19 protein-coding genes are annotated in these 23,755 nt (G+C 58.0%); 18 read left to right on the forward strand and 1 reads right to left on the reverse strand.

Annotation, left to right across the window (positions count from 1 at the left end):
* Positions 1-13: 13 nt before the first annotated feature.
* The 18 genes from HMPREF9623_RS00770 (at position 14) to HMPREF9623_RS00855 (ending at position 21,752) form a co-directional block, all read left to right on the forward strand.
* Entirely contained in the window at positions 14-1,489 is a 1,476-nt protein-coding gene (locus tag HMPREF9623_RS00770; protein ID WP_009531979.1) for a UDP-N-acetylmuramoyl-L-alanyl-D-glutamate--2,6-diaminopimelate ligase, read from the forward strand.
* Positions 1,464-2,906, forward strand: coding sequence for a UDP-N-acetylmuramoyl-tripeptide--D-alanyl-D-alanine ligase (locus HMPREF9623_RS00775; RefSeq protein ID WP_242822146.1), 1,443 nt, complete (start codon positions 1,464-1,466; stop codon positions 2,904-2,906). The genes HMPREF9623_RS00770 and HMPREF9623_RS00775 overlap by 26 nt, the downstream gene beginning before the upstream one ends.
* A complete protein-coding gene (gene priA / locus HMPREF9623_RS00780) occupies positions 2,903-4,918 on the forward strand; it encodes a replication restart helicase PriA (protein ID WP_009531981.1) in 2,016 nt (671 codons plus the stop codon). The genes HMPREF9623_RS00775 and priA overlap by 4 nt, the downstream gene beginning before the upstream one ends.
* Positions 4,919-4,933: 15 nt before the next feature.
* Positions 4,934-5,437 (forward strand): peptide deformylase, encoded by a 504-nt coding sequence (def, locus tag HMPREF9623_RS00785; RefSeq protein ID WP_040799145.1) that lies wholly within the window; start codon positions 4,934-4,936, stop codon positions 5,435-5,437.
* On the forward strand, positions 5,434-6,390 hold the full coding sequence (gene fmt, locus HMPREF9623_RS00790; RefSeq protein WP_009531983.1) for a methionyl-tRNA formyltransferase: 957 nt from the start codon (positions 5,434-5,436) through the stop codon (positions 6,388-6,390). Before def ends, fmt begins: the two co-directional genes overlap by 4 nt.
* A gap of 18 nt (positions 6,391-6,408) precedes the next feature.
* Positions 6,409-7,122 (forward strand): zinc metallopeptidase, encoded by a 714-nt coding sequence (locus HMPREF9623_RS00795; protein ID WP_009531984.1) that lies wholly within the window; start codon positions 6,409-6,411, stop codon positions 7,120-7,122.
* A complete protein-coding gene (gene rsmB, locus HMPREF9623_RS00800; protein WP_009531985.1) occupies positions 7,119-8,462 on the forward strand; it encodes a 16S rRNA (cytosine(967)-C(5))-methyltransferase RsmB in 1,344 nt (447 codons plus the stop codon). Before HMPREF9623_RS00795 ends, rsmB begins: the two co-directional genes overlap by 4 nt.
* A gap of 1 nt (position 8,463) precedes the next feature.
* Positions 8,464-9,528, forward strand: coding sequence for a 23S rRNA (adenine(2503)-C(2))-methyltransferase RlmN (gene rlmN, locus HMPREF9623_RS00805; RefSeq protein ID WP_009531986.1), 1,065 nt, complete (start codon positions 8,464-8,466; stop codon positions 9,526-9,528).
* A 3-nt stretch (positions 9,529-9,531) separates the two neighbouring features.
* Positions 9,532-10,278 carry a Stp1/IreP family PP2C-type Ser/Thr phosphatase gene (locus HMPREF9623_RS00810; protein ID WP_009531987.1) on the forward strand — a complete coding sequence of 249 codons (747 nt, stop codon included), beginning with the start codon at positions 9,532-9,534 and terminating at the stop codon, positions 10,276-10,278.
* The gene (gene pknB / locus HMPREF9623_RS00815; RefSeq protein WP_009531988.1) at positions 10,275-12,374 is read left to right on the forward strand and encodes a Stk1 family PASTA domain-containing Ser/Thr kinase; all 2,100 of its coding nucleotides are present in this window, start codon (positions 10,275-10,277) and stop codon (positions 12,372-12,374) included. The genes HMPREF9623_RS00810 and pknB overlap by 4 nt, the downstream gene beginning before the upstream one ends.
* Positions 12,375-12,377: 3 nt before the next feature.
* The gene (rsgA, locus tag HMPREF9623_RS00820) at positions 12,378-13,247 is read left to right on the forward strand and encodes a ribosome small subunit-dependent GTPase A (RefSeq protein WP_009531989.1); all 870 of its coding nucleotides are present in this window, start codon (positions 12,378-12,380) and stop codon (positions 13,245-13,247) included.
* Complete coding sequence (rpe, locus tag HMPREF9623_RS00825; protein WP_009531990.1) at positions 13,244-13,924, forward strand: ribulose-phosphate 3-epimerase; 681 nt, start codon at positions 13,244-13,246, stop codon at positions 13,922-13,924. Before rsgA ends, rpe begins: the two co-directional genes overlap by 4 nt.
* The gene (locus tag HMPREF9623_RS00830) at positions 13,921-14,634 is read left to right on the forward strand and encodes a thiamine diphosphokinase (protein WP_009531991.1); all 714 of its coding nucleotides are present in this window, start codon (positions 13,921-13,923) and stop codon (positions 14,632-14,634) included. Before rpe ends, HMPREF9623_RS00830 begins: the two co-directional genes overlap by 4 nt.
* Positions 14,619-15,119 carry a COG2426 family protein gene (locus HMPREF9623_RS00835; protein WP_009531992.1) on the forward strand — a complete coding sequence of 167 codons (501 nt, stop codon included), beginning with the start codon at positions 14,619-14,621 and terminating at the stop codon, positions 15,117-15,119. Before HMPREF9623_RS00830 ends, HMPREF9623_RS00835 begins: the two co-directional genes overlap by 16 nt.
* A 108-nt stretch (positions 15,120-15,227) precedes the next feature.
* Positions 15,228-16,511 (forward strand): serine--tRNA ligase, encoded by a 1,284-nt coding sequence (gene serS, locus HMPREF9623_RS00840; RefSeq protein ID WP_009531993.1) that lies wholly within the window; start codon positions 15,228-15,230, stop codon positions 16,509-16,511.
* 13 nt (positions 16,512-16,524) lie between these two features.
* Positions 16,525-18,030 carry an IMP dehydrogenase gene (locus HMPREF9623_RS00845; protein ID WP_009531994.1) on the forward strand — a complete coding sequence of 502 codons (1,506 nt, stop codon included), beginning with the start codon at positions 16,525-16,527 and terminating at the stop codon, positions 18,028-18,030.
* Between the two features lie 11 nt (positions 18,031-18,041).
* A complete protein-coding gene (locus HMPREF9623_RS00850) occupies positions 18,042-19,052 on the forward strand; it encodes an FAD:protein FMN transferase (protein ID WP_009531995.1) in 1,011 nt (336 codons plus the stop codon).
* A 27-nt stretch (positions 19,053-19,079) separates the two neighbouring features.
* The gene (locus tag HMPREF9623_RS00855) at positions 19,080-21,752 is read left to right on the forward strand and encodes a YfhO family protein (RefSeq protein ID WP_009531996.1); all 2,673 of its coding nucleotides are present in this window, start codon (positions 19,080-19,082) and stop codon (positions 21,750-21,752) included.
* Between the two features lie 78 nt (positions 21,753-21,830).
* Here the strand turns inward: HMPREF9623_RS00855 and HMPREF9623_RS00860 are convergent, their stop codons facing one another.
* Positions 21,831-23,639, reverse strand: a complete 1,809-nt coding sequence (locus HMPREF9623_RS00860; RefSeq protein WP_009531997.1) for a sigma-54-dependent transcriptional regulator — start codon at positions 23,637-23,639, stop codon at positions 21,831-21,833.
* Positions 23,640-23,755: the final 116 nt, after the last annotated feature.

Below are 23,755 nucleotides of genomic sequence, written 5' to 3' on the forward strand. Positions count from 1 at the left end.
GAGGAAAAGATATATGAAATTACTGAAACTTGCGATGTCGGAGCTCAAGGGAGAGCTCCTGCAGGGTGATATGGGCGTGGAACTCGGGGCACTGGTGTATGATTCGCGGAAAATCAGTCCGGGCTGCCTGTTTGTCTGCATGAAGGGCGCCAATTTTGACTCTCACGAGCTGCTCCCCGCGCTTCCGGGCAAGGGCGTTGCGGCGGTAGTCATTGACCGCGAAGTCGAAACGCTGCCGGAGGGGCTTACCGTGTACCGCGCGGACAATGCGCGGGCGTCCCTGGCGGCGCTCTCGGCGGCCTACTTCGGTTTCCCGGCGCGGAAACTCCTTACGATCGGCGTGACCGGCACCAAGGGCAAGACGACGACCACCCATATGATACGCGCGCTCCTCGAGGCGGGCGGCATTCCGACCGGACTCATCGGCACCAACGGCATCACCGTCGGCAAAGAACATATCGCGACCAAGAACACGACACCGGAGTCCTATGAGATTCAGGAGAGCTTCCGGAAAATGGCGGATGCGGGCTGCAAAGCTGTGGTCATGGAGGTCTCGAGTCAGGGGCTTATGTTGCATCGCACAGGCAGCATTCTGTTCGACTACGGTGTTTTTATGAATATTGCGCCGGATCACATCGGTCCGAACGAGCACAAGAGCTTTGAGGAATACCTGTTCTGGAAGTCACAACTCTTTTTGCAGTGCAAGACGGGACTGATCAATGCGGACGATGTGCACTCGCTCTACATTGAGAAGATGGCGACTTGTGAGAAGCTGTATCGTTTCGGCGAAAAGAATCCGGCGGACTTTACGCTTCGAAGCCTCTCCCATACGGCAGACCCCGATTTTGTCGGTATGAGCTTCGATTTTGCGGGGGCGGGACGAGTAGTCGCGGATGTCAAGGTCGGTATGCCGGGGCGTTTCAACGCGGAAAACGCACTCGCGGCGCTCTCGGTCGCGGTACTTTCGGGGGTGAAGGATCAAGTGCTCCGGACCGGATTAAAAAACATACGCGTGAACGGCCGCATGGAGATTGTCAAACTGCATCCCTACACGGTTCTGGTGGACTATGCGCACAATGCGGTCAGCATGGAGGCTCTGCTCGACGCCCTGCGCGAGTACCATCCGAAGCGCCTTGTCGTCGTGTTCGGCTGCGGCGGCAACCGCGCCAAGGAGCGCCGGACTTCGATGGGAGAGATCGGCGGCAAAAAGGCAGATCTCTCGATTATCACGGCGGACAACTCCCGCTATGAAAAAGTCGAGGATATTCTCGCCGACATTCGCGAGAGCATCGAGAAGACCGGCGGCGCATTCATTGAGATTCCGGACAGACGGGAAGCCATCTACTATGCGGTGCAGAAGGCGGAACCCGGCGATATGATTGCGATTATCGGCAAGGGACACGAGGACTACCAAGAGATTTGCGGTGTGCGCACGCACTTCCTGGACCGGGAAGTGGCGGAAGATGCGCTCCGCGAGATGGGAGAGTGAGATGCGCGCGCTGCGTATAGATGAAATCAGAGAGGCGACCGGCGGCGAGTTGCTGTGCGGCCGGGAAGAAGAAAAGATTTCTTACATCAGCATTGATTCGCGGGATGTGAAGGAAGGCACGCTCTTCGTGCCGCTCGTCGGCGAGAAGGTGGATGCACACCGCTTTCTGGAGCCGGTGATTGCGGCAGGTGCAAAGGCGGTCTTCACCGCAGAGGCTTTGACAGAGGCACAGCACGAGGCTGCGGCGGAGGCAGGGACTGCGGTGATCCGCGTGGCCGATACGCTGATCGCTCTGCAGGCGCTTGCGGGCTGGCTGAGAAGCCGCCTCTCGCTGCCATTGATCGGCGTGACCGGCAGTGTGGGCAAGACCACAACCCGCGAGATGATTGCGGCCGCGCTCTCGGCAAAGTACCGGGTGTTTAAGACCAAGGCGAATCACAATTCGCAGATCGGCGTACCGCTCACGCTGCTCGACATCGAAGACGAAGAAATCGGTGTGATTGAGATGGGCATCAGCCGCCCGGGCGAGATGCACATCATCAGCGAACTCGTGCGTCCGGCGGCGGCCGTCGTCACCAACATCGGCACGGCGCACCTCATGGAACTCGGGAGCCGGGAAAATATACGGGATGAGAAATTAAAAATACAGGACGGCATGCAAAAAGATGCACTGCTGTTTCGGAATGCGGACGATGCGATGCTGCTCTCGGGTCAGGTCCGGGACGGAATTACGGCGCGCACCTACGGCCTCGCGGAAGGCGCGGACTGTCGCGCGGAGAATGTCGGCTTGGTCAACGGCTGTGCCGAATTTACGGCTAACATACGCGGTAAGCGCGTCGCCGTGAAACTCGGTGTGCCGGGCGAGCATCAGGTGTTGAACGCTCTCGCGGCGCTCGGTGTCGCGGAAGCGTACGGCGTGCCGCTTGCGGGAGCGGCCGCGGAACTCGAGAAATTCAAGGGATATCGTCACCGTCAGCAGATTTTTGAGCGCGACGGCGTGCTGGTGATCGATGACAGCTATAACGCCAGCCCGGCTTCGATGCGGGCGGCGCTCTCGATTCTCCACGAGATGAAGAATCGCCGTCGCATTGCGGTGCTCGGCGATATGAAGGAGCTCGGCGAAGCGGAGAAAGAGCTACACCGGGAAATCGGCGCGGAGCTCGCAGCCGCGAAAGGAGCGGAATGCCTGTATACACTCGGTGACCTCGCGGCGGAACTTGCCGCAGCGTGCCGGGAACGCTGCGGCGCGGACTATCGCCCCGAACTTCGCTGCTTTTCGGATCGGGAGTCGCTCTTTGCGGCACTGAAAGAGACAGTGAAGCCGGGGGATGCCCTTTTATTCAAGGCCTCGAACAGCATGCGGTTTTCGGAACTCGCGGATTATTTTTCGGGACAGGGAGGGCAGGAAGCGCATTGAGCGAGCGCTATGCGGATGTTATTCTGAACATCAGCCATGAGAGCGTGGACCGCCCGTTTACGTATATGATTCCCGAGGATTTGTGCGGAAAACTCACACCGGGGACTGCGGTGCAAGTGCCCTTCGGCAATGCGAAGGAAGCAAAACTCGGCTATGTGCTCGCGCTTCGGAAAGAAGCGCCGACCGGATTTCAACTCCGCGAAATTCTTGGGATTGCCGAAAAAAAGGTCGGCGTGGAAGAGAGACTTCTGACCCTTGCGGTCTGGATGCACGAGCACTACGGCTGTATGTTAAACCAGGCGCTGAAAACCGTGCTGCCGGTCAAGGAGGCCGTGAAGGCGCGGCCGCGGAAGACCGGAGCGACGGGGCGCGGCGAGGCAAAAGACGCTTTGCTGTCGCGCGAACTCACGGCTGAACAGCAGGCTGTTCTCTCGGAACTCCGGCGCGCGGAGACAGAGAAAGCGGGCGGCAGCTACCTGCTCTTCGGCGTGACCGGCAGCGGGAAAACGGAAGTATACATGCGCTGTATCGAAGAACAGCGCCGTCTGGGAAAACAGGCCATTTTACTGCTGCCGGAGATCAACCTGACCTTCCAGACCGTGCGCTATCTGGAAGAGCGTTTCGGCGAGGAAGTCGCAATCATCCACTCCAAGCTCTCGAAGGGCGAGCGCTATCGCCAGTTTCACCGCGCGGCGCGCGGTGAAGCCACTGTCATGGTGGGACCGCGTTCGGCGCTCTTTGCGCCGTTTCCGAATCTCGGACTCATCATCATCGACGAAGAGCACGACGGCGCCTATCGGAACGATGCCGTGCCGCGCTATGACGCGCGGGAGGTCGCGGCAAAGCGGGCCGAACTCGCGGGGGCGCAGCTGATTCTCGGCTCCGCAACACCTTCGGTCGAGAGCTGGCAGCGCGCGACGCAGGGCGAGTATCGGTTGCTTCGCCTCACAAAGCGCGCGGTTTCCGGCGCTGTCCCGGCGGAGGCGACCGTGGTGGATCTTCGCGACGAGCTGCGGGAGGGCAACCGCTCGGTTTTTAGCCGGGCGCTCAGCGAAAAAATCATGGTGCGGCTTTCGCGCGGCGAGCAGGTTATGCTTTTTATGAACCGACGCGGTTATGCGCGCTTTTTGTCCTGTCGGAGCTGCGGCGAGGCGCTCCGCTGCCCGCACTGCGATGTGACATTGACCCTTCACGAAGACGGCAGCCTCCGCTGTCACTATTGCGGATACCGGACCGTGAAACCGGAGCGCTGCCCGAGCTGCGGCTCTCCGTATCTCGCCGGCTTCGGCATGGGCACGCAGCAGCTGGTCGAGCAGACCGGACGCATGTTCCCGGCGGCGCGCATCTTGCGGCTGGATGCGGATGCGGTGCGGGGCAAAGACGGCGGACAGAGCATCCTGGAAAAATTCCGGGCGGGCAAAGCCGACATCCTGATCGGCACCCAGATGATTGTGAAAGGGCACGATTTCCCGAATGTGACGCTGGTCGGTGTAATGGCGGCGGATACCGAGCTCTACGCAAATCGCTATACGAGCGCGGAGCGCTGCTTCCAGCTCTTGACACAGGCTGCGGGGCGCGCGGGGCGCGCAAACAAACGGGGAGAGTTTGTCATTCAGACCTATCGCCCGGAACACTATGCGATTCAGAGTGCGGCGGCGCAGGACTACGAGCGCTTTGCGGCGGCGGAGCTCGCCTACCGGCGCGCAGCCGGGTATCCGCCGGTTTTACACATGCTGACCATACAGCTCGCCGCAAAAGACGAGACTGCGCTCACACGGGCGGCGGCGCTCTTTGCGGACTGTCTCAAAATAGCGACCGCGCTTGCTGCGGAGGCACCGCAGTGCATCGGACCGGTCAACGCGGGCGTGTACCGCGTGCAGGACTATTTCCGGAAGATGATTTACATGAAGCATGCGTGCTATGATATACTGATACAAATCAAGACAGCGGCAGAGGAGGCGTTCCGGGCACAGATTCCGGGAGGTATTTCGCTTCTCTACGAGTTTGTCTGACGGAGAGGAGAACAAGTGGCACTTCGTACAATCAGAGAGATCGGTGATCCTATTTTAAATCAGCGGGCCAAGGAGATTCAGAGCATGACCCCGCATCTAAAGACGCTGATTGCCGACATGGTGGAAACCATGCGGGCGGCAAACGGCGTGGGGCTTGCGGCGCCGCAGGTCGGCATCCTGAAGCGGCTCGTCGTCATTGAGTGCGAGGAGGGCGAACTCCATGTGCTGATTAATCCCGAGATAACGGAGCGGGACGGTGAGCAGACCGGCTATGAAGGCTGCCTCAGCGTTCCGGGCAAGACAGGCATTGTGACGCGGCCGATGCACGTCATTGTCAAAGCACTGAATGAGGAGATGCAGCCTGTCACCGTCGAGGGTGAAGAGTTACTCGCGCGGGCACTCTGCCATGAGATCGATCATCTGGACGGACATCTCTATACGGAAGTCGCCGAAGAGCTCTATACGAATGAGGAACTCGAGGCGATGCAGGAAGAAGAGGCGGCAGAGGAGCGGGAATGAGAATTGTCTATTTCGGAACGCCGGATTTTGCGGTCGCACCGCTTGTCGCGCTGCATGAGGCGGGACACGAGATTGTGCTCGTTGTGACCCAGCCGGACAAGCCACGGGGCAGAGGACACGCATTACAGTTTCCGCCGGTCAAGGAAGCCGCGCTTCGCCTCGGAATACCGGTCGCGCAGCCGGAGAGAGCGCGAAATGCGGATTTTATCGGGTTGCTCCGTGCGCAGAAGGCGGAGCTCTTTGTCGTGACCGCATTCGGTCAGATTTTGCCGAAAGAAATTCTCGAACTGCCGCGCTACGGCTGCGTGAACATTCACGCGTCTCTGCTTCCCGCTTACCGGGGAGCGGCGCCGATTCAGTGGGCCGTTATCGACGGACAGAAGGAGAGCGGCATTACGACCATGCAAATGGACGAAGGACTGGATACCGGCGACATTCTTCGCCGGTATCCGCTGCCTATCGGTCCGGACGAGACCGGTGGGAGCTTGTTTGCGAAGCTTGAGAAACTCGGCGCGGAGGCAATTCTCGACACCGTCAGGGGCCTCGAGGCGGGCAGCATCGTCCCCGAAAAGCAGGGTGAGACGACAACCGCGTATGCCAAAATGCTGCGGAAAGAGATGGGAAATCTCGACTTTACCCGGGATGCTGCGAGTCTGCTTCGCCTGATTCGCGGACTCGACCCGTGGCCCGGTACTTTTACCTATCTGCACGGAAAGCTCCTGAAAATCAAACAGGCAACGGAGGGCGGAGAGGCTTCCGGTAAGGTGCCGGGCGAAATACTTGCGGCGGATTCGCGCGGTATTTTTGTGCAGACCGGCGCAGGCGCGCTCTGCATCACCGTGCTGCAGCCGGAGGGCAAAAAAGCAATGGCGGCGGCCGACTGGCTCCGCGGCGCCAAGGTGCAGCCGGGAGACCGCTTACAGCGCAGTCGGAACGCAGAGAACAAGGGATAAGACAGAGAGGAGGGTATCATGTACGGCTACTACGGATTGGATTGGACTTACCTTCTGGTACTCTTAGGTGTGGGACTGACGCTCGGAGCCCAGGCCTTTTTAAAGAGCACCTTTGCCCGCTATGCAAAAGTGCAGAGCAGCACCGGACTCACGGGGCGGGAAGTCGCGGAGCAGATTCTCCGGGCGAACGGCATCTACGATGTCACGGTGCAGGCAATCGGCGGACAGCTGACCGACCACTATGACCCGGCAAAAAAGACCGTGAATCTCTCGGAAGTCATCTACGACTCCCGGAGCATTGCCGCGCTCGGCGTCGCGGCACACGAGTGCGGCCATGCGATTCAGGATGACAAGAGCTATTTCCCGCTCCGCTTCCGGCACGCCCTGGTGCCGCTCGCAAACCTCGGTTCTCAGCTTGCCATGCCGATTATCATCATCGGCCTTATGCTCAGCAACGGCAGAAATTTTCTGGGACCGCAGCTTTTGAATCTCGGCTTGCTTGCGTTCTGCCTTGCCGTGCTGTTTCAGCTGGTCACACTGCCGGTGGAGTTTAATGCGAGCCACAGAGCGTTGATTCAGCTCCGTGAATTACATATTCTGCCGCCCAAGGAGGAGGAGCAGGCGAGATCTGTCCTGTTTGCCGCTGCGCTGACCTATGTGGCGGGCGCTGCGTCCTCGCTCTTACAGCTTCTCCGGCTCTGGATTCTGTTCGGCGGAAGAAGGCGCAAATGACTGCGCCGAACGCGAGAAGTATTGCCTTGGACTGCCTGCTCCTCATCACAGAGGAGGGGCAGTTCTCGCATGTTGTGCTTGCGGCCGCGCGGGATAAATTCGCCTGGATGCCGGAGGAAGAGAGAGCTCTCACCGAGCGCCTCGTGCACGGCAGCGTCGAATACCTGCCGCAGCTCGACCGGCTGATTGCGGCGCGCTCTAAGACGCCGTTCCGGAAACTGAAGCCGGTGATCCGCTGCATTCTGCGCCTGTCGCTCTACCAGCTTTTATATCTCAGCCGGATTCCGGCGCACGCCGTGGTCAATGAGGCTGTGAAGCTGACAGAGCGCCGGGGGCTTTTCGGCCTGAAAGGCTTTGTCAACGCGATGGTGCGGCGCTTTGTGCGCGAGCGGGATGAAATCAGGGCGGAACTCGACGGGAGTCAGGACTTTGCCCTCCGCTATGCCTTGCCGCCGTGGCTTGCAGAGCGCTTCACAGCGCAGTTCGGCAGAGAAGAGAGTGAAAAAATCGCGGCGCGCTTTCTGGAACCGGCACCGCTCACACTGCGCCTGAACCGAACCGGGTTCATCGCGGCGGGAGAACCTGCCGCCGCGACGGAAGGGCTCACGCAGTCTCCGTACGCGCCGGATAGTTTTATCGCGGAAGAGGGACTCACAGAGCCCATCCGGCAGCAGCTCGCGGAGGGGATGTTTTTTGTGCAGGATTTGAGCTCTTCGCTCGCGGTACAGGCGGCGCAGCCGAAGCCCGGTGAGAGAGTGCTAGATCTCTGCGCCGCGCCGGGCGGCAAGAGCCTCGCGGCAGCGGATTGCATGCGGGGCGAGGGCAGCATAGTCAGTGCGGACCTCTCCCCGCAAAAGGTGGAGCGCATGAGAGAGAATGTGGCGCGCACAGGTTTTTCCGGCTGTGTGCGGCCGCTACAGTCGGATGCGGGCGTGTTCCGTCCGGACTGGGAGGAAGCCTTTGACCTTGTCATTGCGGACCTGCCCTGCTCGGGACTCGGCGTCCTGTCGAGAAAGCCGGACATCAAGCTGAGGCTCTGCGAAGAGGATATTATTTCGCTCCGTGACTTACAGCGGCGCTTTTTAGAGAACGCAGTCCGCTATGTCCGTCCGGGCGGGCGGCTGCTCTACTCGACCTGCACACTGACAGAAGAGGAAGATGAGGCGAATGCGGCGTGGATTGCGGCAAAGTTTCACGACTTCACGCCGGTTGATGTCGCTGCGGCGCTGTCGCTCAATGGCTCGGAGGCACTTCTCTGCCCTGCGGGTGCGGTCAAGATTTTGCCGTCCCGTCTGCCCGCCGACGGCTTTTTTATCTCCGTATTTCGAAAGGCGGAATGAGATGGCAACGGAACTGGATCTCTGTTCGCTGAGTCAAAGCGAACTCGGCGCGTATCTCAAAGAGCTCGGAGAGCCGGGCTTTCGCGCAAAGCAGCTTTTTTCCTGGCTGCATCAGAAAAAAGCACAGCAGTTTGAGGAGATGAGCAATCTCCCGAAAAGTCTTCGCGAAACCTTAAAAGAACATGCGAGACTGCCCGGGTTGGTGCAGGAGGTCGTGCAGGTCTCAAAGAGCGACGGCACGGAGAAGTATCTCTTCTCGCTGCCGGACGGCAATATGATTGAGAGCGTTTTGATGCGCTACAACTACGGCAACTCGGTCTGCATCAGCTCCCAGGTGGGCTGTCGCATGGGCTGCCGCTTCTGCGCATCGACCGTGGACGGCCTCGCGCGGAATCTGACCGCCGGGGAAATGCTGGCACAGGTCTATGCGATCGAGCGAAAAATCGGGGAGCGCGTCTCGAATGTTGTCGTGATGGGAAGCGGCGAGCCGATGGATAATTACGACAATGTGGTTCGTTTTATTAGGCTCTTAAGCGACAAGGACGGCTTAAACATTTCCCAGCGAAACATCACGGTATCGACCTGCGGTCTGGTGCCGGAGATACGGCGTTTTGCCGACGAAAAGCTGCAGGTGACGCTTGCGCTGTCCCTGCACGCAGCGGACGATGCGACGAGACAGCGCCTCATGCCGATTGCGAATCGCTATGCGCTTTGCGATGTGCTGGATGCCTGTGCATATTATTTCGAAAAGACCGGGCGGCGCGTCAGTTTTGAGTACAGTCTGGTTGCGGGGGTCAACGATACGCCCGCGGAGGCCGCCAAGCTGATTGCGCTTTTGCGGCACCGGAAGGGCCATGTGAATCTGATTCCGGTCAATCCGGTTGTGGAGCGCAGTCTCAAAGAACCGAGTCTCGCGGCGGTACACTACTTCCGCGATACACTCGAAAAGAACGGCATCAATGTCACAATTCGAAAAGAAATGGGGAGAGATATCGACGGCGCCTGCGGTCAGCTGAGACGCCGGTACCGGGATAAGAGAGAACAGGGAGATACCAAAGAGGAGTAGCAGATGAATGCAGTCGCACTGACAGACAGGGGAAGGGTTCGGAATTCCAACCAGGATACTGTGTTTGCGGAAAATCATCCTGTGGGAGCATTGCCGAACCTTTATATCGTGGCAGACGGAATGGGCGGGCACCGCGCGGGCGATTATTGTTCCCAGACACTGACCGCGCGTGTGGTTTCCGCCGTGCGGGAGAGCGAGGGCAAGTTACCGCTCCCGGCGCTTCGGGATGCGGTCTTGCTCGCGAATGAGAGTCTCTTTACGGAGGCCAAGCGTCATGCGGAGCTTGAGGGCATGGGCTCCACGCTAGTCGCTGCGTTTCTGGAAGAGCAGAGCGCAACAGTTCTGAACATCGGTGACAGTCGCTGCTATGCCGGTTTTACGGACGGCAGCTTCCGCCAGGTCACACGGGATCACTCCTATGTCGAAGAGATGGTGAGCGCGGGGAAAATGCAGCGCGGCAGCGAGGCATACAAGAAGTCCAAAAATATCATCACGCGGGCCATCGGTGTCAGCGCGGAGGTGCAGATGGATTTGTTTGAACTTCCGGTCGAGAATCTCGCCCTGCTCTTACTCTGCACGGACGGACTCACCAATATGCTCGAGGATGCGGAAATCCGGGAAATACTCAGTGAGACAATCACGCTGAAAGAAAAGGCCGAAAAGCTGATTCAGGCGGCAAATATGAAAGGCGGGCGGGACAATATCTCTGTAGTTCTGGTTGACCTTAGAGAGGAGGCGGGTGCGCAATGATTTTGAGATTAGGTTCCTATTTGCAAGATCGCTATGAGATTCAAGCCATAATCGGCACCGGCGGCATGGCGGAAGTGTACCGCGCCTTCTGTCACAAATTGCAGCGCACAGTCGCCATAAAAGTCCTGAAGCAGGAATATAACGGCAACGAGGATTTTATTCGCCGCTTTACGCAGGAAGCGCTGGCAGCCGCCAAGGTCAATCATCCGAATCTCGTCAATGTCTACGAGGTCGAGCACACGGACGGCGTCTACTACATCGTCATGGAATTTGTGGACGGCATCACGCTGAAGGAGTACATTCGCCAGAAGGGCAAGCTCGAACAGCAGGAGGCCATCGGCATTGCGATTCAGGTTGCAAACGGTCTCGGCGAAGTGCACCGGCAGGGCATTGTGCACCGCGATGTAAAGCCGCAGAACATGATTATTTCGAGCGACGGCAAGGTGAAGCTCGCGGACTTCGGCATTGCCCGCGCGGCCTCGACCGAGACACTCTCGCAGGAATCCATGGGTTCCGTGCACTATATTTCGCCGGAACACGCGCAGGGAAAGCCGACCGATGCGCGCAGCGACCTCTACTCGCTCGGCATCTGCCTCTATGAGATGGTCACGGGGCGTGTGCCCTTTGACGGCGAAGAGGCGGTCACCGTGCTGCTCGCGCAAATCAATCAGAAGCCGGTGTCGCCGCGCTCGCTGAATCCGGAGATCTCGGAAGAACTCAACTATATTATTTTAAAGAGTCTCGAGAAACGCCCGGCAGCGCGCTACCAGAGTGCGGCCGAGCTGATTCAGGACCTGGAGGCAGCGTCCAGGAACAGCGGTGACATATTACCCCGCGTGCAGGAGACGCACGGAACGGGCGGTGACACCATCCTGTTTCACACGGCGGATGTCACAGAGCGCGCGTCACAGGCCGACGGCGCGCGCGAAGAGACTGCAGAAGGCGAGGAAGAAACCGAGGACGAGGAAACATCGCCGACCGATCGCCGCCTCAATAAGCTGATTAAGGGCGTTGGCTTTGTACTTCTGGTGCTCTTACTCGGCGGCGGGATTGCAGCCGGACTCATACTCTCCGGCATGCTAAGGAAAGAGCCGACAGTCGCGGAGAGCGAGAGCGCCGAGACCGAATCGAGCTCCGCGCTCAGCGAGAAGCAGACCTATGTGCCGTACCTGATTGCGCTGAGTAGCGACGAGGCCGAGGAGAAACTCCGCGCGGACGACCTGACACTGGTCATTCAGCTCCGGAAGAATTCGGATCAGTTTGAAAAAGATGTCGTGATGGAGCAGGAGCCGAAGGCCGGCACCGTGGCACAGAAATACAGCAAGGTCTATGTGACGCTTAGCCTCGGCACCGCGGAAACCGAGCTCTCGGAACTGAATCTGGTCGGCACGGAGGAGGAGAGCGCAAAGAAGACGCTCACAGAGAAGGGCTTTTCCGTCGAAGAAAAGAGCGAATACTCCGACACGATTGAAAAGGGCAAAGTGGTTCGCCTGAGCCCCGAGAAAGTGAAAAAGGGCGATACCGTCACGCTGGTACTTTCCCTCGGCAAGGAACCGGAGAAGGTCAAGATGCCGGATCTTACCTACAACACGGAAGACAGCGCAAAACAGGCGCTCACCGAAGTCGGCCTGACGCTCGGTACCGTGACCAAAGAGCACTCGGACACCGTGCCGCAGGGACAGGTGATACGCCAGAGCGTGAGCAACGGGACGGAAATCGAAAAAGGCAAGAGTGTGGACCTTGTGCTAAGCGAGGGGCCGAAAGTCACCGCGGTCGAGTCCACGCAGGCGAGCGAGGCCGCGTCCCGCTATGTCGCCTCGATTGACACGAACTTTACGCTCTCGAATCTGATCGGACCGGATTCCGGCGCAACCAGCATCACGGTCATGGTGCGTCTTCGCCAGGATGTGAACGGTCAGACCGTATACCGGACGCTCATGGAGCCGCGCACCATTCGGGGCGATGCGATTCTGCCGCTCCGCTTCCGTACCATTGAGGGCGCCTACGGCGTGGACACGGGCTATGTGGAGATTGTGCGGACGGATAACGGCCAGGTGCTGCAGAGCTTTGATGTGCAGTTCTTCAAGGTACAATAAGCCATGCGGGGAAAAATCATCAAAGGCATTGCCGGATTTTATCTCGTGGACTGTGGCGGTGAGGTCTTGACCTGCAAGGCGCGGGGCCTTTTCCGGAAACGGGGCGAAAAGCCGCTGGTCGGCGATCTCGCGGAAGTCGAGGCGGCACAGACCAGCGAGTCTGAGGCAAATATCGTAACTCTGTTGCCGCGGAAAAACCGCCTGATTCGCCCGGCTGTCAGCAATGTGGATCAGGCGCTGGTCGTGATGGCGGTGCGGACACCCGACCCGCAGTTCTATCTGCTTGACCAGTATCTGGTCACAATGGAACTGCAGGAAATACCGGCGGCGATTCTGTTCACCAAAGAAGATCTGGACAGAGGCGAACTCGCGGACTACCGAAGTCGCTACGAAACGGCGGGGTATCCTGTCTTTTCGGTGAGCGCCGAAAACGGCAGCGGCCTCGAAGCGCTGCGCGCCTATCTTGCTGGCAAGACCACGGTGCTCGCCGGGCCCTCCGGGGTCGGAAAGTCGACTCTCACGAATTTACTTTGTCCCGCGGCGAACATGGAGACAGGAGAGCTGAGCCGCAAGAATTTGCGCGGCAAGCAGACCACGCGCCACACCGAGCTCTTTTGCCTCGGCGAGAACAGCTATCTGCTCGACACGCCGGGCTTTACGGCAGTCGAGGTATGGGGCGATACGGAGGCATTCAAACAGGCGTTTCCGGAAATCCGGGCTTTGGAGGGACAGTGCCGCTTTACCGGCTGTAACCACGGGGCGGAACCGGACTGCGCCGTCAAGGCAGCGGTTGCCCGCGGCGAGATTGCGGCGAGCCGCTATGAGAGCTATCGGAAGATGGCGGAAGAGAGCGCAGAGAGGAGAAAATATTGAAGACATATCGTTTGGCACCGTCCCTCTTGTCGGCGGATTTTACGGAACTCGGCAGTCAGATTGACCTTCTCAAGTCTCTGGGGGTTCGCGCCCTGCACTGCGACATTATGGACGGCGATTTCGTGCCGAGCATTTCCTTCGGCATGCCGGTTCTTAAATCCATTCGAAAGAGAACGGATCTCTATCTGGATGCGCACCTCATGGTGACGGAACCGGACCGCTATATCGACGCCTTTGTCGAAGCGGGCGCGGACGGCATTACGGTGCACGCCGAGGCCTGTCGGCATCTGGATCGCACGGTGCAGCACATCAAGGCCTGCGGCAAGAAGGCGGCGGTCGCTTTGAATCCGGCCACATCGCTCGTCGCGGTCGAGGACATTCTGCCGGAACTTGACATGGTCCTTATTATGTCGGTGAATCCGGGCTTCGGCGGGCAGAGTTACATTCCCTACTGCACGGATAAGATTCGCAGACTGCGGGCGCTCGCAGATCAAAAACATCCGGAACTCTCGATTCAGGTGGACGGCGGCGTGAACCGGAAAACACTTGCGGAAGTGCTCGCTGCGGGAGCGGATGACATTGTCGCGGGATCGGCCGTTTTCGGCGGAAATATCGCGGAAAATGTCGCCTTTTTCAGGGATGCGTTCCGACAGGCGGAGGCAAAAGAAAAGGCATGAAACGGGCGCTGTTAATTGCGAGCGGTCATGTGGACAAATATTTCGCGGAGCGGGTCATAAGCGCGCTGCGGGAAATCGAAAATCCGATTATGTTTGCGGCAGCCGACGGCGGCCTCAGAACCTTTGATATGCTCGGCTTACGGCCGGCACTTCTGGTCGGGGATTTCGATACGGTTGAGGCAGAGATTCTCGCGCGTTATCTCGACTGCCCGGACATAGAAGTGCAGCGCCATAATCCGGTCAAGGACGACTCCGATCTTGCGCTCGCAATCGGCGCGCTTGCGGAAAAAGGTTGTGCGGAGATTTATGTGCTCGGCGCACTCGGCGGCAGGGCAGATCACAGCCTCGCCAACATGCGTCTCTGCTATGCTTACAAAAAAAGAGGTGTGTCGCTGTATTTGCTGGATGAGCAGAACCGCATCCGCTGCGTTTTGGCAACCGAGCGGCATTTTTCGCTTCGGCGGGACAGGCAGTGGGGAAAGTATCTCGGCTTTTTCCCGATCGGCGGAACCGTGGAAATCAAGAGTCTGAGAGGCGTGCGCTATCCGCTCACCGACTTTTCGCTGAGCGATGAGACAGCGCCGACATTGACCGTGAGCAATGAAATCAGCGCCGACAGTGCGGAACTGGAACTTTCGGGAGACCCGGTGGCGGGACTCCTCCTGATTGAGAGTTGTGACAGAGAGGAGTCAAAATGGATCAGGTCGTAAACTGGTTTGCGACAACCGTAGGAAGCAGAATATCGGCGGAGGCAGTCACCTTTATCGTTTCCCTTTTGCCCATACTGGAATGCAGAGGCGGATTATTGCTGGCGTCTATCCTCAAGGTAAACCTGCTAAAGGCAATACCGCTGGTCATTGTCGGGAACATACTCCCGATTCCGTTCGTGCTGCTTTTTATGCGTCACATTTTGAATTTTATGCGCCGCTTTTCGGTGACGCGTCCCTTTGTCGAGTGGCTCGAAAAGCGCGCCAAAAATAAGTCGGCAGGTTTAAAGCGCGGCGAGTTCTGGGGGCTTTTGCTCTTTGTAGGAATACCGCTGCCCGGAACCGGCGGTTGGACAGGCGCACTGGTCGCCAGTTTAATGGAGATGGACTTTAAAAAAGCGATGCTCGCAATTTCGCTCGGCGTATTGCTTGCGACCTTTATTATGGCAATTGTCTCTTACGGACTGTTGGGTATTTTGTTTCACTGAGAGGCAGAGACAAGCGGGGCTGTGCCCCGGCTTGTCTTGTTTTCATTTTCGGTGTATAATCGGTTAAATCTTTTTTTGCGGGCGGACAAGCGCTTAGGAGGAGTAGGCATGATTGATATTCGGTTTCTGCGGGAAAACCCGGAGGCGGTGAAGGAGAATATTCGGAAGAAGTTTCAGGAGCAGAAGCTCCCGCTGGTGGACGAAGTCATTGCGCTCGATGAGGAGAGCCGCAAGACGCAGGCGGAGGCCGATCAGCTTCGCAGCGACCGGAATAAAATCTCAAAGAGCATCGGCGCTCTGATGGGACAGGGCAAGAAGGACGAGGCCGAGAAGGCGAAAGAAGAAGTCGCAAAGATTAACGAGCGCCTCGCGGCACTCGAGCCGAGAGAGGCGGAAATCACGGCCAGAATCCGGGAGATTATGCTGACCATCCCGCAGATCATGGATCCGTCGGTTCCGATCGGCAAGGACGATTCCTGCAATGTCGAAATTCAGCGCTACGGCGAGCCGGTGGTGCCGGACTTTGAGATTCCCTACCACACGGATATTATGGAGCGCCTGCACGGCATTGACTTAGAGGCGGCCGGCAAAGTCGCGGGCAACGGCTTCTACTACCTGCTCGGCGACATTGCGAGACTGCACTCGGCGGTGCTGAGTTACGCGCGCGACTTTATGATCGATCGCGGCTTCACCTATGTGATTCCACCCTACATGATCCACTCCGATGTCGTGACCGGCGTGATGAGCTTCCCCGAGATGGACGCGATGATGTATAAAATCGAGGGCGAGGATCTCTACCTGATCGGCACGAGCGAGCACTCGATGATCGGCCGCTTTATTGACAGCGTGAACGACGAGGCAAAGCTCCCCTACACGCTGACTTCCTATTCCCCCTGTTTCCGCAAGGAGAAGGGCGCACACGGCATCGAAGAGCGCGGTGTGTATCGCATTCACCAGTTCGAGAAGCAGGAGATGATTGTCATCTGCAAGCCGGAAGAGTCGATGGACTGGTATAACAAGCTCTGGCAGAACACCGTGGATTTCTTCCGCAGCCTCGATATTCCGGTCAGAACGCTCGAGTGCTGCTCCGGCGATCTTGCGGATCTCAAGGTCAAGAGCTGTGACGTGGAGGCCTGGAGCCCGCGCCAGAAGAAGTATTTCGAGGTGGGCAGCTGCTCGAACCTCGGCGATGCGCAGGCGCGCCGTCTCCGCATCCGCGTGAAGGGCGCGGACGGCAAGAAGTACCTCGCCCACACTTTGAATAACACCTGCGTCGCACCGCCGCGTATGCTGATTGCGTTCCTCGAGAATAATCTGCAGGCGGACGGATCGGTCCGCATTCCCGAAGCACTTCGTCCCTACATGGGCGGCAAGTCTGAGCTGAGAGCCTGAAAGGAGTAAAGAGATGGCATACTATTTTGAGGAACCGTCGAGAACATTCGGAGAGTACCTTCTGGTTCCGGGATACAGCTCCGCACAGTGTGTCCCGACTGCTGTGAGTCTGAAAACGCCGCTGGTGCGTTTCCGGAAGGGCGAGGAGCAGTGCCCGATTGAGATGAATATCCCGATGGTCTCCGCCATCATGCAGTCGGTCTCCGGCGATAAGCTCGCGATTGCGCTCGCAAAGCAGGGCGGCGTCTCCTTCATCTACGGCTCCCAGAGTGTCGAGGATGAGGCGGATATGGTGCGCCGCGTCAAGCAGTACAAGAAGGGCTTTGTGACTTCGGATTCGAACCTGCCGCCGACCGCAACCCTGGCGGATGTGCTCGAGCTGAAGAATGAGACCGGCCACTCGACGGTCGCCATCACGGATGACGGCACGGCGCACGGCAAGCTGCTTGGCATTGTCGCGAGTCGCGACTACCGCCTGTCCCGTATGCCGATGGATCTCAGCGTTAAGGAGTTCATGACACCGCTCGAGCGCCTCATCACGGCGCCGGCGAGCACAAATCTCCACGACTGCAATGACATTATCTGGGACAACAAGATTAACTCCCTGCCGCTTGTCGACGACGAGGGCAGACTCCAGTACATGGTGTTCCGCAAGGACTACGACAGCCACAAGGAGAATGTGAACGAGCTTCTCGACGAGAACAAGTCCTATGTGGTCGGCGCAGGCATCAATACGCGCGACTATGAGACTCGCGTCCCGGCTCTGGTCGAGGCGGGTGTCGATGTGCTCTGCATCGATTCCTCCGAGGGGTATTCCGAGTGGCAGGAGAGAACCATCTCCTGGATTCGCGCAAACTACGGCGACCGCGTCAAGGTCGGCGCGGGCAATGTTGTGGATCGCGAGGGCTTCCTCTTCCTCGCGAAGGCAGGCGCCGATTTCGTGAAGATCGGCATCGGCGGCGGCTCCATCTGCATCACCCGCGAGACCAAGGGCATCGGCAGAGGTCAGGCGACGGCAGTCATCGAAGTCGCAAAGGCGAGAGATGACTACTTCAAGCAGACTGGCATCTATGTGCCGATTTGCTCGGACGGCGGCATTGTCCACGACTACCACATCACGCTGGCGCTTGCGATGGGCGCCGATTTCGTGATGCTGGGTCGCTATTTTGCGCGCTTTGACGAGAGCCCGACCGCAAAGCTCCGTATCAACGGCAACTATGTCAAGGAGTACTGGGGCGAGGGTTCGAACCGCGCGCGGAACTGGCAGCGCTACGACCTCGGCGGCGCACAGAAGCTCTCGTTCGAAGAGGGCGTGGACAGCTATGTCCCCTATGCGGGCACACTCGCGGAGGGCGTGCAGACGACACTCTACAAAGTGCGCTCGACCATGTGCAACTGCGGCGCGCTTTCCATCGAAGAGCTGCAGGAGAAGGCGAGACTGACCGTTGTCTCCTCGACCTCGATTGTCGAGGGCGGCAGCCACGATGTCATTCTCAGGAACAATAACCAGACGAACTGACAGGGGGTTCCGTGAAAAAGAAATCCCTCGCGGCGCTGTGCCTGATCGCAGTGCTGCTAATCGGAATTCTTTGGCGCCTGCAGGCAGAGCGAATGAACCGAAAGCCGCTGGAGCGCAGCGGCTTTCTCTTTGACACCGTGATTGCGGTCTCGCTCTACGACAAGCAGGACGAGACTGTGCTCGATGAGGCCTTTCAGCTGCTCGAGCACTACGAGGAAGTGTTTTCGCCGACGAAGACCGACAGCGAGCTGTACCGCATGAACCACCGCGGCAGCGGCGTCACAACCTGGAAGGCGAGCCCTGCGATGCTCGACATGGTAAAGCTCGGACTCCGCTACAGTGAGCTCTCCGACGGCGCCTTTGATGTGACGGTACTTCCGCTGAGTTCGCTCTGGAACTTTTCGGGCGGCGAGCCCAAGCTGCCTTCCGAGGCAGAGATTCAGGCGGCGCTCGCAAAAGTCGACTATCGGCGCGTGCACATCGAGGGAGATGTGATCGACTTCGGCGATGATGTCACGCAGATTGACTCGGGTTCCACGGCAAAGGGATATATTGCCGACCGCCTGAAGGATTTTCTAGTCGAGAAGGGCGTCAAGAGCGCCATCATCAACCTCGGCGGCAATGTGCTCTGCATCGGCGAAAAGGCGAAGGGAAAGCCCTTCCAGATTGCCATCCGGAAACCGGAAGAGCACTCGAACGATGTCGTCAAAATTCTGAATATCGACGGGCTCTCCGTCGTATCCTCGGGCGTCTATGAGCGCTATTTCGACATTGACGGCGTCCACTATCACCATATCTTGAATCCGCGTACAGGCTACCCCTATCAGAACGGCATCACGTCCGTGACCATAGTGGGGCCGAGTTCGGCGGAGTGCGATGCGCTCTCGACGACGGTTTTTTCGCTGGGGCAGGAGGCCGGTATGGCGCTGCTCAACCGCACAGAGGGCTATTACGGCTATATGATTCTGGAAGACGGCACCATGCTGACTTCGGAGGGTGCACAGCCCGGTAAGAATCCGTAACGTTTTGGGAAGGAGTTAAAACGGCCGATGACGATGAAACAGAGACGTTCTCGTAGGAGGATTTTACTCCTTTCCTTTTTTGTGCCGCTTTTTGCGCTGCTCTGCCTGTTTGTGCAGCGCGGCATTTTCCCGTTCGGCGAGGAAAGTTTTCTCCGCACCGACCTCTACCACCAGTACGCGCCCTTTTTCTCCGAATTCCAGTACAAGTTACAGCACGGCGGCAGCCTCCTGTACAGCTGGGACATCGGCCTCGGGGTAAACTTCACGGCGATTTACGCCTACTATCTCGCGAGCCCCTTAAACTGGTTCGTGGTGCTGTTTCCGAAGCGCTATGTGATTGAGTTCGTGACGCTTCTGATTGTCGTAAAGACAGCGCTCTCCTCGGTCAGCATGACCTACTATCTGCTGCGTCACAGCAGCCGGGACGGACTCTTTGCGCCGATTTTCGGCATTCTCTATGCCTTTTCGGCCTATATGGCAGCCTATTCCTGGAATGTCATGTGGCTCGACTGCATCGTGCTGTTTCCGCTGATTCTGCTCGGCACGGAGGAAATGGTGCGGGGCGAGAGCTCCATGAAGTACATCCTCTGCCTCGGCCTGAGCATTCTCTCGAACTACTATATCTCCATCATGATCTGCCTGTTCCTGGTTTTTTATGCGGTCTTTCAGGCAATCACGGCGGAACTCGGTTTGGCAGAGACCGGAAAGGCGGCGCTTCGCTTTGCAATCGCCTCACTGATCGCGGCGGGACTTGCGGCAGTAGTGCTCCTGCCGGAGATTTTCGCGCTGCGCTTAACGGCTTCGGGTGAGATGAACTTCCCGAAGACCTTTGAGAGTTACTTCTCGATTGTCGACATGATGGCGCGCCAGCTCCCGTTCGTGGAGTGCGAGATCGGCCTTGACCACTGGCCGAACGTTTACTGCGGTATTTTCACGTTGCAGCTTTTGCTCCTGTACTTCTCGAGCCGCGAAGTGCCGATCAAACAGCGCGTGGGCTATGCACTGTTTCTGCTCTTTTTCTTTGCGAGTTTCTCGGTCAATGTGCTGAACTACATCTGGCACGGCTTCCACTACCCGAATTCGCTCCCGGCGAGACAGAGTTTTATCTTCTGTTTCCTCGTGCTTTATCTCTCGTTTCAGGCTCTGGAGCGCTTTCCGCGCTTTTCGCCGCGCGAAATTTTCCTGAGCTTTGCGGCAGTGGTGCTCTTTATTCTGTTTGCCGAAAAGCTGGTCACGGAAGAGCATTTCCATTTCTGGGTCTTTTATCTCGCGTTTCTGCTCGCGGCGCTCTACGGGCTTATATTCCGCTCCTATGCGACGGGACAGTTTGCGAGAGAGCTCTATTTCTGCATGCTGCTCATCCTGGTCACGCTGGAGTCGACCCTGAATCTCGCCTATACGAGCATACCGACGACGAGCCGCACCGAATACACCGCGGACAATGCGGATATTCGGCTGCTAAAAAAATCGGTTCCCGAGACGCCGTTTGTGCGCTTCAAAAAGTACGAGCGGAAGAGTAAGGACGACGGCGCTTTCTTGAACTTCCACTCAGTCTCGCTCTTTAGCTCGACCGCCGATAAGTCGCTCACGGACTTCCTGCGCTCGGTCGGCTGCGAGGCTTCGGTCAACGCCTATTCGATCACCGGATCCACACCGCTCGTCGATGCGCTGCTGGATGTCGGGTACGGCTTTGTCTCGGACGAAAGGTACGATGAGAGCCAGGAAGAGGCAGGGCGCTCCGGCTCAACCGTGCTTGTCAAAAATCCTGACACGCTACCGCTCGGCTTTGTGGCAGAGCACGACTTCACGGACAGCTGGAGCCGCACCTTTGAAAATCCCGCCGATGTGCAGAACGATCTTTGCAACCTGTTCAATACGCCTCCCGTGCTGATTGCGTACGACACCAAGCCGAACGGCAGTCAGGAGAGCATGACCGTGGAGCAGGACGGCCTTTACTTTGCCTTTGCGACCAATGCGAAGGCAAATAAGATCAAGTTCTCGTCGGATGACAAAGACAAGACCTTCGACAATTTGAAACGCCGCTATCTGATGGAACTCGGCTACCGGAAGGCAGGCGAAATTCTGAACTTTTCGGAGATTTCCGACGATAAGCCCGAGCCCTCGGTCGTCGTGTACCGCTTTGATTTCGACGCACTGAAAGAACTCCGACAGGCCATGCTGAAGCACGGGATGCAGATAGACAGCTATACGGACAACACAATCAACGCAGAGGTCGAGGCAGAAGGCCCGTCCCTGCTCTTTACGAGCATCCCCTATGACAAGGGCTGGACAGTCTATGTGGACAGGAAGCCGGTCAAGACCGAGAAGGCCATGGATGCCTTTCTCGCGTTCCGCGTCCCGAGCGGACAGCATCACATTCATTTCCGATATTTCCCGGAGGGGCTGAAGCTCGGCGCCTTTGTGAGCTTTCTGTCACTCCTGGCACTCGCTTTCTTCCGGCGCTTTGAAAAGAACTATGAACAGCGCTTCCGGCGGCGTGTCACAAAGCGCTATGAGGCGCTCTATCAGGAGATGCAGGAGGCTTCCCTCCGGATGCGCGCCGAGAGCCTTGCGGCGCAGCAGACGGACGCAGAGCAGGCTATAGAGCCGACCATAGAGCCAGAAGAGCCTTCGACAGCTGTTTCTCCGGAAGCTGCGGCGGAGGAGGGTGTACAGCTCGTGAATTTTGATGAGCTCTGAGGCTTGCGGTCAGAAAACGATACACAATCAAAAACAAGGTTTGCCCTTTCTGGCAGACCTTGTTTTTTTGCGCGCTTTTTATTCCTGTTCCCCTTGATTCAGATACCGCCACAGCGTTGTCCGGCTGATGCCAAGTTCTCTGGCTGCCGCGGCGCGGTTGCCGCCGTGGGAGGCCACGGTTTCCCGGATAATTTCCAGAATGCGCTGGTCAAGTGTTTTCGGCGCGGACGGTTGCTCGGCTTGCTTTACCACCGGGTCCGCCGTGCGGAGCAGGCGCTCGCGCTGCAAGAGGTCCAAGACAGTGCTGCTTCGGATATAGGCGCTGTCGGAGAGTGCGGCGAGAGAACGGAGCAGGTTCTTGAACTGCGTGTAGTTATTCGGCCAGGAATAGCTGCGGAGCAGCTCCAGCGCGCGCGGCTCAAAGGCGGAAATCTGTTTGCCGAGCTCCAGATTCAGGTTGTTCAGGTAGAGACTTGCAAGCGAGGGAATCTCATCGGCGCGATTTCGGAGCGAGGGAAGTCTCAAGCTCATACAGCCGAGGCGCTCGCTGAAGAGCCGCGTCATCTCGCTGACCGGCGCATTGTCCGCGACGGCAGCCGAAAAAAGCAGGCGCACCCGGCGCGAAAGGCCTGTGTCCTTGATGGCGGAGAGCAATGCGCGCCCCCGTGCTTCCGGAATCCGCTCAAGATTCTGGAAATAGACCGTGTTGCCGCTGTCGCAGAGCGGTGAGTTGTAGTGATCCAGGAGGAAATCCCAGCTCTTGTCCGATGCTTCGGCGCAGTCCACGACGACGAGCGGATTGTTGGCGAGCAGACTGTGCAGGTAAAGATAGCGCGCAATCTGCTCTTTGCCCGTGCCGCGCTCACCGAGGATCAGCAGGGGCTGTTGCAGGCGTGCCAAAGCCTTGATTTCCGTGCCGAGCGATCCCATGGCACCGCTCAGACTATAAAAACTGTTGGAGAACAAAAATTCACACTCCCCCTTGCTGAAGGTTCGTATGCCGGTATTACGCCGGTGCAACGGAATGCGGGAGGGCATACAGTAGAAGAGAGTGCGCTCCGCGCGATCCAGAAACACCTGTTTTGCGGTAATGTGGAAGAACTCTCCCCGGTCGCTGTGATAAAACCGGAGCGTGCCGTTCCGCGGTACTTCACGCTGTACTGCGCGCAGTTTTTGCAGAAGGGTCTCCGGAAATTCGGTTGCGCTGCTGTAGAAGAGAGAGGCATCCGCAGAGAGCACGGCGACAAGGGCGCCCTGGCCCTCGGTCACGCTCTTTAAAAGCGTATTCTCTCTGCGGAGGCGCACAAACCAGGCACTCAAGGTGAGCGCCTGATCAATCGCCGTATGAATGCTCTCGGTTCCCGAGGTAATCAGGAAAGCGTCCAGACCGAGCTGTCTTGCGGTCGTATGCGCTATCATATCGCAGACTACCATGTGGTAGCCGTCCTGCTGCAGTTTTTTGAGGGCGGCAGGAACCTCTTCGGCACCGGCAATCGTGAAGATATCAAGTTCCAGTCCGAGGAGTGCGGAGAGCGTGTGTGCGGGTTCGGTGATGCTCTGAAAGCCGACAATCGCATAGCGCTTGGTGTAATTTTCCGCGAGTTTGATGGTGCGGAGTATGTCATAGATGGAAATCGGAATCTCCACGACCGGAAGCGAGGTCTTGTTTCGAAGCAGCTCCGCCGTCCCGCCGCGGGAAATGATGCAGTCATAGATACTCATGTCATGGGCCTCTAAGATTGCGAGTGCCGCATCGAGATCGGCAGTGAAAATATCGAAGTCGGCCTGCGGATAGGCCTCTGTGGCGTGCTGCAGTGCCGTATTCATTCCTTCATAAGGCGCAATCGCAAGGATGCGGATATGCGGCTGTTCATTGTTTGCTGTCATGGAAACACCTCCTCCAGGTTTCAGTATACCAGCTTTGCCGGAAAGAAAAAGAAGATTATGTTTCAAATAAGAACCCTAAATTGATCTTGAGGAGTTCAAAAGGAACGCTGTGTCAA

Origin of the sequence: Stomatobaculum longum, assembly GCA_000242235.1 — a bacterium.
Classification (GTDB): Bacteria; Bacillota; Clostridia; order Lachnospirales; family Lachnospiraceae; genus Moryella; species Moryella longum.